Here is a 15,444-nt window from a genome sequence, read left to right on the forward strand (position 1 = left end):
GTTCTGCGTTTCGTAAAGCCAAATGAGCCGAACGGTGGTTGCTTTATGCTCGCCATGGCGAGAAAAACGTTTGTTTAAATTAAAAACGAAGGCTCTGATAAGTGCATGAAAATATGAGAATTAATATATTATTATAAATAAGGAGTACAATTCACACATTATAAACCAATACATTATGAAACAGAAATTGATGCTGTTTGCGGCCTTTCTCTTTATGAGTATAGGTCTTGCGTCTGCCCAGATTTCAACGGTAACTGGCGAAGTAGTCAGTTCTCATGACGGGCAGCCGGTACCAGGTGCGTCAGTTACTGTAAAAGGGACACAAGTTTCCTCTTTCACGGCAACTGATGGTACCTTCGTGATCCATAAAGTTCCTGCAGAGGCGAAAGCCCTCGTTATTTCATGCATCGGCATGAAGAGCACGGAAGTAACCATTGCAGAACATGTTAGTGTAAGGCTCGAGCCAATCGCTTCAGGTGAAGGTCCTGCGGTCGTTATCGGTTATGGTACGGCAAAGAAAGTGGGCACCGTAGTTGGTTCCGTAACCAAAGTGGTTACTGACCAGGTGAAGATTACCCCTGCTACCACTGCGATGGACGCCCTTCAGGGTAAGGCTGCCAACGTGCAGATTCTCAGCAGTTCGGGCGATGCCGGTGCGATGAATCAGGTCTCCACCACCATCCGTGGTGTCGGTTCGCTCACAGCAGGCAACGAGCCGCTCTTCGTAGTGGATGGTTCGCCTGTGGCTTCGTCCGTGTTCTACAAGATGAACCCTGCCGACATTGAGAGCTACACCGTCCTTCGCGACGCTTCCGCTACCTCTATCTACGGTTCGCGTGCTGCCAATGGTGTAATCTACGTTACTACAAAGAAAGGTTCACGCTATGAGAAGGCTACCGTAACAATCGGACAGTCGTTCGGTTGGTCACAACTCGCACGTAAGGTGGGTAACCCTATGAATAGTTCGCAGCTTCTCGACTACCAGCTGAAGAACGGTATCATTACGGGTGAAGAATACAACAATTATAAGGTACAGAACACCAATACGGATTGGGGAAAATACTTCTTCGACAACGCTGCTCCGATGTCGCAAACGACAGTAAGCATTAGCGGCGGTAACGAAAGAACGACCTACTACACTTCTTTCTCTTATTTGGACAAGGACGGTTTGACCCCTCGTTCATTATACAAACGATACACTCTGCGCCAGAACCTCGACTCACGTCCGCTGAACTGGTTGCACTATGGTGTGAACCTCGGCTTGAGTTACGACGAGCGTAACTCTGACGCTTACAACTCGACAGATAACTTCTCGCTGACTTCCGGTGTACTCGCAGGAACGCTTTATCCGCCTTATTATGATCCTTACAATGAAGATGGTTCGAAAGCGGATATCATTCCATTCGTCAATACATACAATTATTATTTGAGATATAAATACAATCCCGGCAAGAGCAACGAAGCCCGCATCAACGGTACAGCATTCTTGGAACTCACGCCGCTGAACGGTCTGACCGTCCGCTCACAACTGGGTCTTGACGGTGCTGATACACGCCGTAACACCTACAACATGCCTTCAAGCCCGATGAATACTGAAGAAGGACAGGGTTGGTCATACAAGAGTTTCGACCGCTTCTCTATGTGGACCATTACGAACACCATCGAGTATAAGTTCAAGATTGGCGAAAAGCACAACTTCACACTTCTTGCCGGTCATGAAGGTATCAAATACACCAACGATGGTTTCAGTGCTGACGTAGAAGGTCTGAGAGATGACCGTCTCCTTGAATTCGGAAGTGCTGCAGAAGCAAGTCTCAGCGATATGTCATCTTATACGGCGAAGTATGAATACCTCTCATTCTTCGGTCGTATTGACTATGGCTTCTCCAACAAGTATTTTGCCAATTTCACCATCCGTAACGACCGCTGCAGCCGCTTCGGTAAGAACAACCGTTCTGCTACATTCCTCAGCGGTGGTCTGATGTGGAACATGAAAGCAGAAAACTTCTTGAAGAACGTTGACTGGCTCGATGATCTCAAACTTAAAGCAAGTGTTGGTTCCACGGGTAACTCTGGTATTGGTAATTATGCAAGTCTCGGTACAGTAGGTACCGCACGTTACAACGGCAATCCCAACGCGTGGGTACTCAGCGCGCCCGGTAATGCTGACCTCGGTTGGGAAAAGCAAATACAATGGAACTTCGGTGTTACTGCACGCCTTTGGAACCGTATCAACCTTGAAGCCAACTACTATATCCGTCAGACCAAGGACATGCTCATGGAAGTTCCTGTACCATGGATTACCGGTTTCTCAGATAATAATCTTAACATAGGTGAAATGAAAAACAGCGGTATCGAATTCACTTTCGATGCTGATGTGGTACGCAGCAAAGGCTATGGCTTCAACCTGAACCTCTATGGTAACATTTCGTACAACAAGAACGAAATCACAAAGTTGTTCTATGGTTTGAATGAATGGATTATTCCGCAGACTGGTCTTGCATACGTAGTAGGTAAATCAGTGAACTACTATATGCCAGTACGCGCAGGTATCGACCCTGCAGATGGTCAGATTATGTGGTATGTACCGGATGAAAACGGCAAATTGACAGGTGAGACCACAAAAGTCTTCAATGAAGATGCTCTCAATGTAAACACTGGCAAACCTCGTTTCGCACCATGGACCGGTGGTTTCGGTCTCCGTGCTGCATGGCAAGGCTTTACCCTCAATGCAGACTTTGCATTCGTGCTTGGCAAGTGGATGCAGGATAATATCCAGTACTTCACACGCAACAGCCAGCAGGCTGCTGCCGGAGGCTTCAATCAGGATAAGGATATGCTCAATGCCTGGACAAAGCCCGGCGACATTACAGACGTGCCCCGCTTCGGTGTAGGCAACTATTTCGACACTTCTCTGCTTCAGAACGCTTCATTCTGCCGCCTGAAGAATCTGTCTCTCTCATACGACCTGCCCAAGGCTTGGATGGAGGCTACACGCTTCCTGACAAATGTTCGAATCACAGGAGCTATCCGCAACGCGTTCACTATCACCAAATGGAAAGGTTCTGACCCGGAACTTGATACTAACAGTGCTAAAACCCAGTTCCCGAACACTCGCGAATATACCATTGGCATAGAGGTTACTTTCTAAAAACAGAAAGTGAACCCGAACATGGGTCTTCAGAAAACAAAAACAATAAAGCAAAAAAAGAACAAAATGAAAACAAGTATATTAAAAGCAGTTCTTTGGGGCACTCTGGCATTGCCGGCACTCACCGCTTGCGAAATGGACCAGTTTCCCACGGACAGTATTCCTAACGAGGAGTCGTGGCAGGTATATCAGGATGCCGTGAACTTCAATCAGGGTCTTTATAGATATCTGCAAAGTGTAAGTTCTGTCGGATGGTATATGTCCGACATCCAGATGGACTACTTCCAGCCGGGAAAGGGATATGGCAACCGTATGGGTATGACTTACCGCTGGGAATTCCTCGCCACGGAAGACGATATGGAAAGCGTATGGTCCACCGCATACTCAGCAATAACCAATGCCAACAACTTCATCAACAATTACAGGAGTATCATCACGCCTGAAACTTCGGAAGACGAGGCTACGGCTCTTGAACAGTTTGCAGGTGAAGCCTATTTCATCCGTGCATACGCTTACTACGTACTGGCAACCCGCTTCTGCAAGGACTACAATGCCGCAACGGCACAGACTGACCTCGGTTTGCCAATTATGGAAACTGTTGACATCAATGCCCGTCCCGCACGTTCCACTATGCAGGAAACGTGGGATTTTATCAAGGGTGACCTTGACAAGGCTGACTCACTGATTACAGAGACTGATCCTACCGGTACTCATATTTCTCTGCCAGTTGTTGATGCCATGCGTGCACGCGTAGCCCTGCAGATGGACAACTACAGCGATGCTGTGAATTATGCCAAGCAACTCGTAGAGAATGACTACTTCGCACTTGCTTCTGACTCTGCTTCGTTTGCCAACCTTTGGATTAATGACGAAGGCGACGAAATCATTTTTGAACCGGCAGAAGATAATCAAGTGCGCCACACTTGGGGAGGTTTCTTCCAGTACAATGTGTCTCAGAGTGCTTTCTCGCCCGACTGGATTCCTTCACAGACCACTTACGATATGTATGAGGACGGTGACCTCCGTAAGTCGCAATGGTTTATGCAGGCAGACAAGGTTATTGAGAGCGATGTAGAATCTACGGCAGGTATCATGCTCTTCGCCAAGTATCCCGGTAATCCCGCACTCTTGAAAGCAGGTGAATCCACTCTGACCACCCGTGCCAACGCACCTAAGATGATCCGTGTCGCCGAAATGTACCTTATCCTTGCCGAGGCTTACGCACAGCAAGGTGATAACGAGAATGCGCGCAAATACCTCAACGATCTGCTCTCTTCCCGCGGTGCTTCAGAAGTTGAAGCCAGCGGTAACATACTCGCTGCCGTTAAGCAGGAATGGAAGAAAGAATTCATTGGCGAAGGTATGCGTATGACCTGCCTCAAGCGCTGGGGAGAAGGCTTCAGGCGTAATCCTGCTGCACAGGACGAATCTCTTATTGTGATGACCACTCCGGAATTGGGCGTGGCAGCCAATATCGCTGCAAGCAATATGCGTTGGGTATGGGAAATTCCTCAGAACGACCTTACCACCAATAAGAACCTCGTACCAAACTGGCAGTAATAAGCGACTGAAGGCGGGAGAGGAGCGCCTGAAAAGAGATTGCAATGCTCCCGCCTATATAAATAATCAAATCATAAAAACAAAAACGATATGAAAAAATATATAATGTCATTGGCAGTGGTTCTTCTCGCTGCGTTCGGACTGACATCATGTCACGACGATTTTAATGACACTCCGGAATATCCGTTTAACAATACTTACGGCGTTTGGCAGTCGCTTAATGCTGACAACGGCACGAACAACTATTACGTGGTTTGCACCAAGAGAAGCACAGGCGAAGATATCATCTACGTGGTTCGCCAGAACATAGCAACAGGCGAGGTACGCACCCTCTTTGTAGGCGATGTAGAACAATATGACAAGACCATCGGTCTGCTCACTGCAAGCGCACCGACATCCTATTTCGGTGATGGCGAAAACGGCACCGACTCGCTTGAAACAGTGGCTTATTTAGCAGTGCAGAGCAATGGTGTAACGAGAACACTGCAACTTATTGATGAAACTGGCATTGAGGTAATACAGGAAGTTACCCCGACGAACGTTCTGCCTACCATTGCAGGCTATTGGGATGCGTATGATGATGAAACAGGCAACATGATTATTCTCGACCTCTATGAGGACAGCACAGCCGTGGTTAATCTCAATGTAGGTGACAACTATGCCCTTGCTGATTATGAATATGGAAATGGACAGGGCTCGGTAACTGACGAGAATGGCAATACCGCTACACTCGCATTCAACAAAGACTATCAACTCGTGGCAACTGCGAACGGTGCAACTATGGTGGTAGATCCTTACACCAGCGAATCGCAGCCCGAACAGTTCGAGGCAGCAGGTTCTGCACTCATCGTTTGCCCGCAATGGACAGAAATCGAAGAACCGGCACGAGTACAGATTGAGGTTTCTACATCTATACCTAACCACTACCGTCTTGTTTCACCATTCTATGCAATGGAGCCCGACTATGCAGATGAAGGCTACCATATCGAGTTCTATTATGATGCAGCAACAGGCGAATTCACAATGGATGAAGGCATGTACTACATTGGTGAGAAATATCAAGGTAACGATGTATTCTTGTACTACTATCCTTCAACCTATCCACAATATAATTATCTTGAGAACGAAGGTAATGTCTTCGTGATTACCTCATTGTGGGGTCATGGAAATTCACTTTGGTCGCCAATGCCTATCACATTCATGTGGGACGATGGTTTCCCCGGTGCAGAAGCAACTCCGAAACTCCAGCCCGCGAAGAAGGCTCCAAGACGCCAGATGAAGAGAAGTCTCGGCAAGAAGGTGAAGACAATTTCTCCGAAAGTGCTCGACACACCTGTAAATATTACAGTGAAATAAGATTGTCGAACAGATAAATATCAAGCAAAGAGGTGAACGCTCATCGGAGGTGTTCACCTCTTTACGCATATTCAGGCAAACAGGTCGGAGTATTCGGAGTGTTCGGAGTGTTCTGAATAATCAGAGTGTTCCGATTTGTACTTCTCTTTAACAACTTTCTTTACTGTCGTCGGGCAGTTAAGATAGGTTTTTGTAATTTTGCAGCCGAAATGACAGTATTTGAATTCTCTATCATCCTCCTCATCGGTGCTTACTGCGCCGGTCTGCTCGGTTCGCTTACGGGGCTTGGCGGGGGCGTGATAGTCATTCCGTTGCTCACGCTCTGCCTTGGTGTGAACTTCCAGTATGCCATTGGCGGTGCGTTGGTGGCAAGCATAGCCACGAGCAGCGGGTCGGGCAGTGCCTACGTCAAGGAGGGCATTACGAACATCCGCCTCGGCATGTTCCTCGAGATAGCCACCAGTTTGGGTGCAGTGATAGGCGCTTTGGTGGCTGTATGGCTCAATAACAATATCATTGCCGTTATCTTCGGCATTGTCTTGATCATGACCGCCGTGAACCAGCAGCGCCGCAAGTCGGACCACGAAGGCGTGAAGGGTTCGGAAATGGCGCGCAGACTGAAACTATATGGCGAATACCCGCTCAAGGACGGCACGCTGAAGCCCTATGAACTCACTAATGTGGGAGGTGGGTTCAGCATGATGGTTGTGGCAGGTGCGCTCAGCGGCATACTCGGCATAGGCAGTGGGGTGCTGAAGGTGTTGGCGATGGACAATATCATGAAGGTTCCTTTCAAGGTGAGTACCACGACGAGCAACTTCATGATAGGTGTAACGGCTGTAACGAGTGCCGTTATCTACCTGCAACGCGGCAATATAGAGCCTGGCATCGCTTTTCCGGTGCTTATAGGCGTGCTGGCAGGGGCTTTGACAGGGGCGCGCCTACTCAAACGTCTTGATGTCAGCCTGCTGCGCAGAATCTTCAGCGTAGCCATCGTCCTTGTGGCAATCAACATGATATACAACGGTTTTTCCGGTAAGTTCTGACGAAAGGATACATCCATAAGAAAACAGAAAAGAAATTTTGGCACAAAAACGCGACATAAAGAAACTTATAGGAAACACCCTGCGATGGGGCGTAACGATAGCCTGCGCCATAGCCCTTGTCGGTGGCGGCATCTATCTCTTTCAGCATGGGGGCGACCCTGTGAAGGATTACAGCCTTTTCGATGCCTCACATCCCGACTATTCTACGTTGGGGGGCATCTTTGGCGGGTTCTTTAACTTCAAGGCAGCGGGTATCATACAGGTGGGCGTCATAGCCCTGCTCCTCACACCCATCATGCGCGTGCTCCTCTCGCTCATCGATTTCCTGCATGAGCGCGACTGGCTCTATGCTTTCATTACGAGTGTGGTGCTCGCCATTATCTTCGTCAACAGTATCTCCTCGCCAACATAAAGTAAGAAAGAAACTACAAACTCTCAACTTTCAACTATGTACGTCGCCATCTACCTCTCCATCATGGTCATCGTTGCTTTCCTTGGTTTCGCGGAAAGCGACGAGGATGAAGGTGTGGCACTGAGGCGGAAGTACATCATTTACGGGGTTATAGTTCTCCTGCTCACATTCCTGGCGGGATTGCGACCGATAGGCATTGACAACGACGGTGAAGCATACGTCCGTTATTTCAACGGGTTAATAGACTACGACTTCGAGGTGGAATTGTCGTTCGACATGATTGCCGCCATCTCAAAATTCATATCCGACTCGCCCGTTGTGCTTTTCCTGATCTATGCCCTCCTTGCCATACCCCTGAAGGGCTTCGCCATAACGCGCCTCACGAAGTTCGTCTTTGTCAGCCTGATGGTGTGGATGTCAAACTTCTTCATCTTGCAGGACGTCACGCAGATACGTGCTGCCGTAGCAACGGCATCCTTTCTGATGGGACTTCATTTCTACCTGAAAAAGCAGTGGCCCGTCTTCCTTTTGTTTGTAGCCGTTTCCATATTTTTTCATACCTCTGCGGTGCTTTTCCTGATGGTGCTGTTCTTCAGCAACAAACCGCTGTCAAATATGGCGCGTTGGATATTGGCAGTGCCGCCAATTATAGGTATGGCAATGGCGCTGATGAAAGTTGACCTTGTCGTGGCGCTGCCTATAGACTATGTGCAGAACAAGGTCGAGATTTACGAAGAACTGCGCGACACGGGAGTTATGGGCGATGAAATCAATGTGTTGAACATCGTTTTCCTGCTCAGGATAATGACCTACTACTTCCTGCTGTGGAAGTACAAGGTGGTGGAAGAGCAGGGCAAGTATGTGTCGCTCTTCCTGAAACTCTATATGTTCTCGCTCTTCTTCTTTACGGCGCTCGCCTTCTTCCCCGTGGCAGCCTTCCGTGTGAGCGAAATGTTCGGTGTGGTGGAAATCGTGTTGTTGCCCTGTGTGATTTATGCTTTCGAACAGAAGTTTGCAGGAAAACTCTTTATCACAATATATGCCTTTGCATACGTTATATATAATATATTCGTTGGCGAATTGCTCGATCTGACGATGTAAATCGAGGAGAATAGCACAAGAGTTTTACCATGACACGAACCCTGCAAAGCCTGAAAGCAAAACTGCCCAAAGATGGTCGCAGCAGAAAAATGCTGAAGAACATCATTGCCGGCTTTTTCATCAAGGGATGGTCCGGGGTGGTACACCTGCTTTCGGTGCCGCTCCTGATAGCCGTGTTGGGCGACTATGTGAACGGGCTCTGGATGATTCTCAGCACCATACTCCTTCAGATGGATGCCTTTGACCTCGGGCTGGGTAATAGTCTGCGCAACCGCCTGGCGGAATACGTGGCGAAGGACGAATGGGAACACGCCAGGCAGGCCGTAACGACCACGCTCTGTCTGATAACCATGATTATGATACCATTGGTCATCATCCTTGAGGTGGCACTCCTCTTTGGTGCAGATGGCTATGAATTGCTGAATGCGAATCCGGCAAAGGTAAACGACCTCAATGCCACGCTCCATGTATTCGTCATTTTTCTCGGGTGCAACTTCATAATGAAGAACATAGGCAGCATCTATCTCGGACTGCAACTGCCGGCAGTCAACAATTTCCTTGTCGTCATGGGGCAGACCCTCGGCATAGCAGGTGTGTTCATTCTGATGTTGGTGAATAAGGATGTAACCCTCTTGCAGGTTTGTCTCTGCTGCGCAGGAGCACCCGTGTTGACTTATCTGCTGGCGTTCCCTGTTACTTTCATAAGATACCCGCAGTTGCGGCCCCGAATTGGCGCATTCCGGCGCTCCATGGTGCGTCATCTCTTCTCGAAGGGCGTCAACTTCTTCGTGCTTCAGGCCTCGGGAAACATCATCTTCCTTGCAGCATCGCCTATCATAGCAAACCTCGTCAATCCTGCTGCCGTAACACCTTTTCAGGTGTCGAACAGGTATTTCTCCGTGGTGCTGATGATACTCTATGTGATTTTTGCGCCCATGTGGTCCGCTACGACCGACGCCTTCACGCGGCGCGACTTCGGCTGGATAAAGTCGAGCATGCACAAGTTGCGCCTTGTGGTCCTCTGTTTGTTGGCGTTGTTGGTGTTTATGGTCATCGTATCGCCCTACGTTTACAGGCTTTGGGTAGGCAGTGCGGTAGCTGGTAGCATCGACTTCTCGCTGACCATACTCATGGGCATCTACACCTTCGTACTCATCTACAGTCTCTATTACGCCAACGCGCTCTACGGTATCGGGCGCATCAGGATGCAGACGTACGTTACCCTTGCCGAAGCCGTCTGCTTCGTGCCGCTTGCGCTCATTCTGGGCAGGACGATGGGGCTTAACGGCATTGTTATCACGCTGATTTTCGTCAACATTCCCTGTGCCATTACCAACAGAATACAATACGAAAAGATTATGTCGGGTAAGGCGCGTGGCATCTGGTTTAAGTAAATGAAGTCTATGACAAAATCGCAAGTAATATATCAGTACCGTTTGCTGGGAGTGGTTACGCTATACAATCCCGACTGCACAGAAGCCGCAGAAAATATAAAGCGGTATATCACCGACCTGGACATGCTCATCGTATGGGACAACTCCCCTCTGGAGAATAATCTCAAGGCAGAAGTTCTGAATCTTCTCGGCGATGAGGCAGAAAAGGTGGTTTGGCACGGAGACGGTCAGAACACATGTATCGCTCCCGCTATCAACTTTGCGATGAAGTATGCAAAGGAAAAGAGCTTTGACCTGCTTCTCATCATGGACCAGGACAGCAGGTGGAAAAAATTTTCTGACTATCGGAAGGAAGTGGAGGCACTATACCAAAAACAAGCTATGGTGTTCGCGCCATACGTAGAAGGTTGTGATACATTCGAGATAACAAACCCGGAACAAAAACGCCTGCTTTTTATCAATTCTGGCACCATCATACCCACAAAAATCCTCGAAGTCATCGGTGAAATTGACGAAAAAGCCTTCCCCCTCGATGCCATTGACTACGACATGGCTCTCAGTGTGAGAGAAAAGGGGTATGAAGTAGTCTGTCTAACAAATCTCAGGTTAATCCACACCTTAGGCCAGCCGCAACGCATGGGACTTTTCAAAATCCGTACCAATAACTATAACAGTGAGAGGCTCTACGGCATTGTGCGCTCGCACGTGATATGCTATCGCAAACATCGTGCACAGGCTGTGAAAGAATACAGGAGAACTTTCTTTAAGAAATTTTATTTCTACATTCCCATGCGGATACTGTTGGCTGAGCCTGAAAAACTGAGCAGATTAAAAGCGCACATAAAGGGCTTAATAAGTGGCTATAAGTATCCTTTATGAGAAAATAGTCCCCATTTCTTTGTTTTTTTAGTTGCAAAATGCTTACCTTTGCGGGCGTTTTGCGCTTTGCTGCACCGAAAAAACTTCGGATAGACAAAATAATAGACGAAACAGGCGTTTTTTTGTACGGACAACAAAATAAATACGTTAAACTTCGTTAATAAATATATGAAGTATCTTTTGAAAGATTTGCCTTCCATTGTTTCTTTTTGAGAGATGAGTGGATTTGCATATTAGTAGAAATTATGATATCAGTTTGTGTAGCAACACTGAATGGAGAGAAATACATCAAGCAACAGCTTTCCTCCATCATCAGCCAGCTGGGCGAGGGTGATGAGGTGATACTGTCGGACGATGGTTCGACAGACGGCACTCTCGAAGAGGTGAAATCCCTCGGTTCGCCTCTCATCCGTGTGGTGGAAGGTCCAAGAAAAGGTGTAATAAAAAACTTTGAAAATGCCATAAAGCAGAGTCAGGGTGATTACATCTTTCTTGCGGACCAGGATGATGTCTGGATGGAAAACAAAGTGGAGGTCATGCTCCGTGAGCTTGAGAACGCCACTTGTGTGGTCAGCGACTGCGTTGTGGTGGACGAAGAACTCTCCGTGATATCAGATTCTTTCTACAAGGTCAACGGCACGCGTTTCGGACGGTTCTACAATACCGTTTGTAAGAATGGCTACCTCGGTTGCTGCATGGCTTTCAGAAGAGAACTGATTTCCAAGGCACTGCCCATTCCTGATGAAATAGCAACGCACGACGGGTGGTTTGGAAACGTAGCAGCCTATTTCTACACAGTGAAATTTATTGATGACAAACTCATACTGTTTCGGCGTCATCCCGGAAACAATTCAACAACGGCTTCTGCAAGCAAAAATGGTTTATTTAAGCGATTAGGCTTCCGGTGGGATATTATCAAGAACATTCGGAAACTGAAGCGCAGCAAATAAAGTTGTCCACTCAGGATAAAAGTAGGTAGCGTACTAATTTTTGCATATCATGTCAGTCGAAATAAGAAAAGTAACTACAAAGAAAGAACTCAAACGTTTCATCCGTTTCAATTACGAACTCTATAAGGGTAATCCTTATAGTGTGCCTGACCTCTATGAGGACATCAGAGACACATTCTCCAAAGAAAAGAATGCTGCACTCGAGTTCTGCGAGGCAGAGTATTTCCTTGCATATAGGGAAGGGAAAATCGTGGGGCGCGTGGCTGCCATCATCAACAAGCGTGCGAACGAAGCATGGAACCAGAAAATCGTTCGTTTCGGATGGATTGACTTTATCGACGACCTTGAAGTAAGTACGGCACTCATCGACACAGTGAAACAGTGGGGACGCGAACGTGGTATGACCGAAATACAGGGACCGCTCGGCTTTACCGACATGGACGCAGAAGGTATGCTCGTCGAGGGCTTCGACCAAATCTCCACCATGGCCACCATTTACAATTACGACTATTATCCCCGCCATATCGAGCAGATGGGGATGGAAAAAGCCGCCGACTGGGTGGAGATGAAACTCTACGTGCCCGATGCCATACCCGAAAAACATCAGCGCATAGCGAAAATTGTGTGCGAAAAATACGGTCTGCATATCGTAAAACTCAACAGCAAGAAGAAAATACGAGAATCGGGCATAGCACACGAGATTTTCCGTCTCATCAACGAAGCCTTCAAACCACTCTTCGGCTACAGCGAGATGACAGAAAAGCAAATCGACCAATATGTCAAGACTTATCTGCCCATACTAGACCTCCGCATGGTTACCCTTGTGCAGAACGACAAGGACGAACTTGTGGCTGTCGGCATCTCGATGGCGTCGCTCTCCGTGGCCCTGCAAAAGGCGAAAGGCAAACTCTTCCCCTTCGGATGGTGGCACCTCGCTAAAGCGCTCTTCTGGAAACGCCCGGACAACCTTGACCTGCTTCTCGTGGCTGTGCGACCTGACTATCAGAAAAAAGGCGCCAATGCTTTGCTTTTCACCGACCTTATCCCCGTCTATCAGAAGATGGGTTTCAGATATGCCGAGAGCAATCCTGAACTGGAAAGCAATGCTAATGTGCAAAACCAATGGCAGTACTTCGATAGCGAAGTGCACAAACGCCGCCGTTGCTTCAAACAGGAACTCTGAGTAAAATACGTAGCGGGTATATAATGTGCAGAAAAATGTGAAGTTTAAACATAAAACCTGCGTTTCAGTAAGTAAAAATAGTTGTTGGACGAAAGCATACCAATTACACGCAACTATAGAAGTCTCTCAAAGACGTAACAAAAACAAAGTTCTACCTCAATAAGAAAATCCTGCCCTATAAGGACAGGATTTCTTTGAGTTGTTCCACTCCGATTCGAACGGGGACAGACAGTACCAAAAACTGTAGTGCTACCATTACACCATGGAACAATCCGTTGCTTTTGCGCTGCAAAATTAGTCAATCATTATTTATTGACCAAATTTTACGCAATTATTTTTACTTATATCACTTTTATTCCCCCTCTGTTTCAAGCACTTCGAGGGCTTTTTTCACGATGTCGCTGTTTTTGTTGAGCAGTTTGAAATATTCGTTGCGATCCCAGATGTCGTAGGCGATGAGGGCCTTGAGGTTGGTCTTGAGGTCGCGCTGTGTCTTGTTCCATTCCTCTTCGCTTTCGGGCTCTATGCCTTTGGCTTTCGCCTTTGCCCTGATGGAGTCCGACAACGACTGAGGTACTTCGTAGAAGTCGATATAGTCGATGAACTCGGGGTAGGCGGCTTTGAGTTCGTTGCGGTGCTGGTCGCTGAAACGCAGCACTTCGGAGGTGATGATATCGGTGCGACGTAACTTCATGTGATACTTCGTAACTTTCGTGGTGTCGAGCGGTACGAAATAGTCGGGCATGATACCGCCACCGCCATACACTTTCCTGCCTTTTCCGAAGGTTTCGTACACCTGTGTGCTGTCGAGGTGGATGCTGTCGAGCGAGATGAGTTCGCCGTGGTCATAGCGCTCTTCGAAGTCCTTGTAGTAGTCCTCCTTCTTGCCTTTCTCGTAAGGTTTCTGTATGCAGCGACCCGTGGGTGTGTAGTAGTGGGCTATGGTGAGGCGTATCATTGAGCCGTCGTTGAGTGGCACAGGACGCTGTACAAGGCCTTTCCCAAATGTTCTTCTTCCCACGATAATGCCACGGTCGTAGTCCTGCACGGCACCGCTTACAATTTCGGAAGCAGACGCTGTGGTTTCGTCCACAAGAATGGCAAGTCCGCCTTCCTGAAACACGCCTCCACCCTTGCTCATTAGATTGGTCCGAGACTGTACACGCCCTTCAGTATAGACCACGAGTTTTTGTTCCGGAAGGAAATGGCTCGCGATATCTACTGCTGCATCAAGGTAGCCACCGCCATTGGCCTGAAGGTCGAAAATGAGTTTTGTCATGCCCTGTTTCTGCAGGTCCTTGATGGCTTTTTTTACTTCATCTGCAGAAGTGGCTCCGAAGCGATCGAGGTGGATGTAGCCTATGCCGGGCTTAATCATATAGTAGGCATCGAGTGTGGGTGTGGGTATCTGACCGCGTATGAGTTTGAACGTCATGATTTTGTTCACTCCCCTGCGCACTACTTTCAGCACAGCCTTCGTGCCTTCTTCGCCGCGCAGGTTCTTCATGATGGTGTCGCGCTTCATTTTCACGCCTGCGAGGGTGATGCCGTTCACTTCGGTGATACGGTCGCCGGGCAGTATGCCTGCTTTCTCACTCGGTCCGCCTTTCACCACCTGCATCACGACGAGGGTGTCGTCGAGCATGTTGAACTGAACGCCTATACCGCCGAAGCCGCCTTGCATGCTTTCGTTCATGCGGCGCGTTTCTTCAGCATTGGTATAACTACTATGGGGGTCGAGTTTTTCAAGCATACCATTGATGGCATCCTCTGCCGTCTTCTCTGCCGAGATAGAGTCCACATAGAACATGTTTATAAATGCGTATGCCTGGGCTATCTTGTTGATTTGGTTTTCATCTACAGGCATTCTGCCGGGACGGAACTGTGCGTTTCCGATGGCACATATTGCCATTGCTATAAGCAAAAGGAAGTATTTCTTCATCTGTGTTGTATTATTCTGGTTTATTAAGTTCTGGCAAGAACCGGCTCACGTCCCTTCCGTAAGAGATGAGTTCGCGTACCACACTTGAGGAGATGGCGGCATGTTGAGGTTCGGTGAGCAACAGCACGGTCTCCACACCACCGAGTTTCTTGTTCATGGCAGCCACGTCGCGCTCGTATTCAAAGTCCTTTACTGAACGCAACCCGCGGAGGATGAACTGTGCGCCGATTCGTTTGGCGAGGTCGATGGTGAGGTCGTCATAACTCATTACCTTGATGCGCGGTTCGTCTCTGTAAAGTTCGCTGATAAATTGCACGCGACTCTCTGTAGGATAGAGCGGACGCTTCCTGTCGTTGATGCCAACGCCGATGACTATTTCGTCGAAGAGCGGCAGTCCCCGTTTCACGATGCTGTCGTGTCCCACGGTGAAAGGGTCGAACGAACCCGGGAATATGGCGATTTTCTTCATG

12 protein-coding genes are annotated in these 15,444 nt (G+C 48.1%); 10 read left to right on the plus strand and 2 right to left on the minus strand.

What is annotated here, in order from left to right; translation table 11 throughout:
• Positions 1 to 175 precede the first annotated feature (175 nt).
• From C7Y71_RS07575 to C7Y71_RS07620, 10 genes are all read left to right on the plus strand, one after another.
• Positions 176 to 3,151: a SusC/RagA family TonB-linked outer membrane protein gene (locus C7Y71_RS07575; RefSeq protein WP_111897969.1), complete on the plus strand. Its 2,976-nt coding sequence runs from the start codon at positions 176 to 178 to the stop codon at positions 3,149 to 3,151.
• Positions 3,152 to 3,217: 66 nt separating this feature from the next.
• The gene (locus C7Y71_RS07580; RefSeq protein WP_193215869.1) at positions 3,218 to 4,711 is read left to right on the plus strand and encodes a RagB/SusD family nutrient uptake outer membrane protein; all 1,494 of its coding nucleotides are present in this window, start codon (positions 3,218 to 3,220) and stop codon (positions 4,709 to 4,711) included.
• 90 nt (positions 4,712 to 4,801) lie between these two features.
• Positions 4,802 to 6,067 (plus strand): hypothetical protein, encoded by a 1,266-nt coding sequence (locus C7Y71_RS07585; protein WP_146739372.1) that lies wholly within the window; start codon positions 4,802 to 4,804, stop codon positions 6,065 to 6,067.
• Between the two features lie 209 nt (positions 6,068 to 6,276).
• Positions 6,277 to 7,113 (plus strand): sulfite exporter TauE/SafE family protein, encoded by an 837-nt coding sequence (locus tag C7Y71_RS07590; RefSeq protein WP_111897972.1) that lies wholly within the window; start codon positions 6,277 to 6,279, stop codon positions 7,111 to 7,113.
• 37 nt (positions 7,114 to 7,150) lie between these two features.
• Positions 7,151 to 7,525 carry a DUF1634 domain-containing protein gene (locus C7Y71_RS07595; protein WP_226943416.1) on the plus strand — a complete coding sequence of 125 codons (375 nt, stop codon included), beginning with the start codon at positions 7,151 to 7,153 and terminating at the stop codon, positions 7,523 to 7,525.
• A gap of 36 nt (positions 7,526 to 7,561) precedes the next feature.
• Positions 7,562 to 8,626 carry an EpsG family protein gene (locus C7Y71_RS07600; RefSeq protein WP_111897974.1) on the plus strand — a complete coding sequence of 355 codons (1,065 nt, stop codon included), beginning with the start codon at positions 7,562 to 7,564 and terminating at the stop codon, positions 8,624 to 8,626.
• 29 nt (positions 8,627 to 8,655) lie between these two features.
• Entirely contained in the window at positions 8,656 to 10,020 is a 1,365-nt protein-coding gene (locus C7Y71_RS07605) for a lipopolysaccharide biosynthesis protein (protein WP_111897975.1), read from the plus strand.
• A 9-nt stretch (positions 10,021 to 10,029) separates the two neighbouring features.
• Complete coding sequence (locus C7Y71_RS07610; protein ID WP_146739373.1) at positions 10,030 to 10,899, plus strand: glycosyltransferase family protein; 870 nt, start codon at positions 10,030 to 10,032, stop codon at positions 10,897 to 10,899.
• A gap of 245 nt (positions 10,900 to 11,144) precedes the next feature.
• Entirely contained in the window at positions 11,145 to 11,849 is a 705-nt protein-coding gene (locus C7Y71_RS07615) for a glycosyltransferase (protein WP_111897978.1), read from the plus strand.
• A gap of 49 nt (positions 11,850 to 11,898) precedes the next feature.
• On the plus strand, positions 11,899 to 13,032 hold the full coding sequence (locus C7Y71_RS07620; RefSeq protein ID WP_111897979.1) for an N-acetyltransferase: 1,134 nt from the start codon (positions 11,899 to 11,901) through the stop codon (positions 13,030 to 13,032).
• 352 nt (positions 13,033 to 13,384) lie between these two features.
• Here the strand turns inward: C7Y71_RS07620 and C7Y71_RS07625 are convergent, their stop codons facing one another.
• Both C7Y71_RS07625 and coaD read right to left on the minus strand, forming a co-directional pair.
• Entirely contained in the window at positions 13,385 to 14,974 is a 1,590-nt protein-coding gene (locus C7Y71_RS07625; protein ID WP_111897980.1) for a S41 family peptidase, read from the minus strand.
• Between the two features lie 10 nt (positions 14,975 to 14,984).
• The gene (gene coaD / locus C7Y71_RS07630) at positions 14,985 to 15,443 is read right to left on the minus strand and encodes a pantetheine-phosphate adenylyltransferase (RefSeq protein WP_111897981.1); all 459 of its coding nucleotides are present in this window, start codon (positions 15,441 to 15,443) and stop codon (positions 14,985 to 14,987) included.
• Between the last annotated feature and the right edge of the window lies 1 nt (position 15,444).

The sequence above is a fragment of the Pseudoprevotella muciniphila genome (assembly GCF_003265305.2).
GTDB lineage: Bacteria > Bacteroidota > Bacteroidia > Bacteroidales > Bacteroidaceae > Alloprevotella > Alloprevotella muciniphila.

Excerpts from the sequence above, each read along its gene's own strand:
- C7Y71_RS07575 (WP_111897969.1), top strand. The coding sequence starts at position 176 with ATGAAACAGAAATTGATGCTGTTTGCGGCCTTTCTCTTTATGAGTATA.
- C7Y71_RS07580 (WP_193215869.1), top strand. The coding sequence starts at position 3,218 with ATGAAAACAAGTATATTAAAAGCAGTTCTTTGGGGCACTCTGGCATTG.
- C7Y71_RS07585 (WP_146739372.1), top strand. The coding sequence starts at position 4,802 with ATGAAAAAATATATAATGTCATTGGCAGTGGTTCTTCTCGCTGCGTTC.
- C7Y71_RS07590 (WP_111897972.1), top strand. The coding sequence starts at position 6,277 with ATGACAGTATTTGAATTCTCTATCATCCTCCTCATCGGTGCTTACTGC.
- C7Y71_RS07600 (WP_111897974.1), top strand. The coding sequence starts at position 7,562 with ATGTACGTCGCCATCTACCTCTCCATCATGGTCATCGTTGCTTTCCTT.
- C7Y71_RS07605 (WP_111897975.1), top strand. The coding sequence starts at position 8,656 with ATGACACGAACCCTGCAAAGCCTGAAAGCAAAACTGCCCAAAGATGGT.
- C7Y71_RS07610 (WP_146739373.1), top strand. The coding sequence starts at position 10,030 with ATGACAAAATCGCAAGTAATATATCAGTACCGTTTGCTGGGAGTGGTT.
- C7Y71_RS07615 (WP_111897978.1), top strand. The coding sequence starts at position 11,145 with ATGATATCAGTTTGTGTAGCAACACTGAATGGAGAGAAATACATCAAG.
- C7Y71_RS07620 (WP_111897979.1), top strand. The coding sequence starts at position 11,899 with ATGTCAGTCGAAATAAGAAAAGTAACTACAAAGAAAGAACTCAAACGT.
- C7Y71_RS07625 (WP_111897980.1), bottom strand. The coding sequence starts at position 14,974 with ATGAAGAAATACTTCCTTTTGCTTATAGCAATGGCAATATGTGCCATC.
- coaD (WP_111897981.1), bottom strand. The coding sequence starts at position 15,443 with ATGAAGAAAATCGCCATATTCCCGGGTTCGTTCGACCCTTTCACCGTG.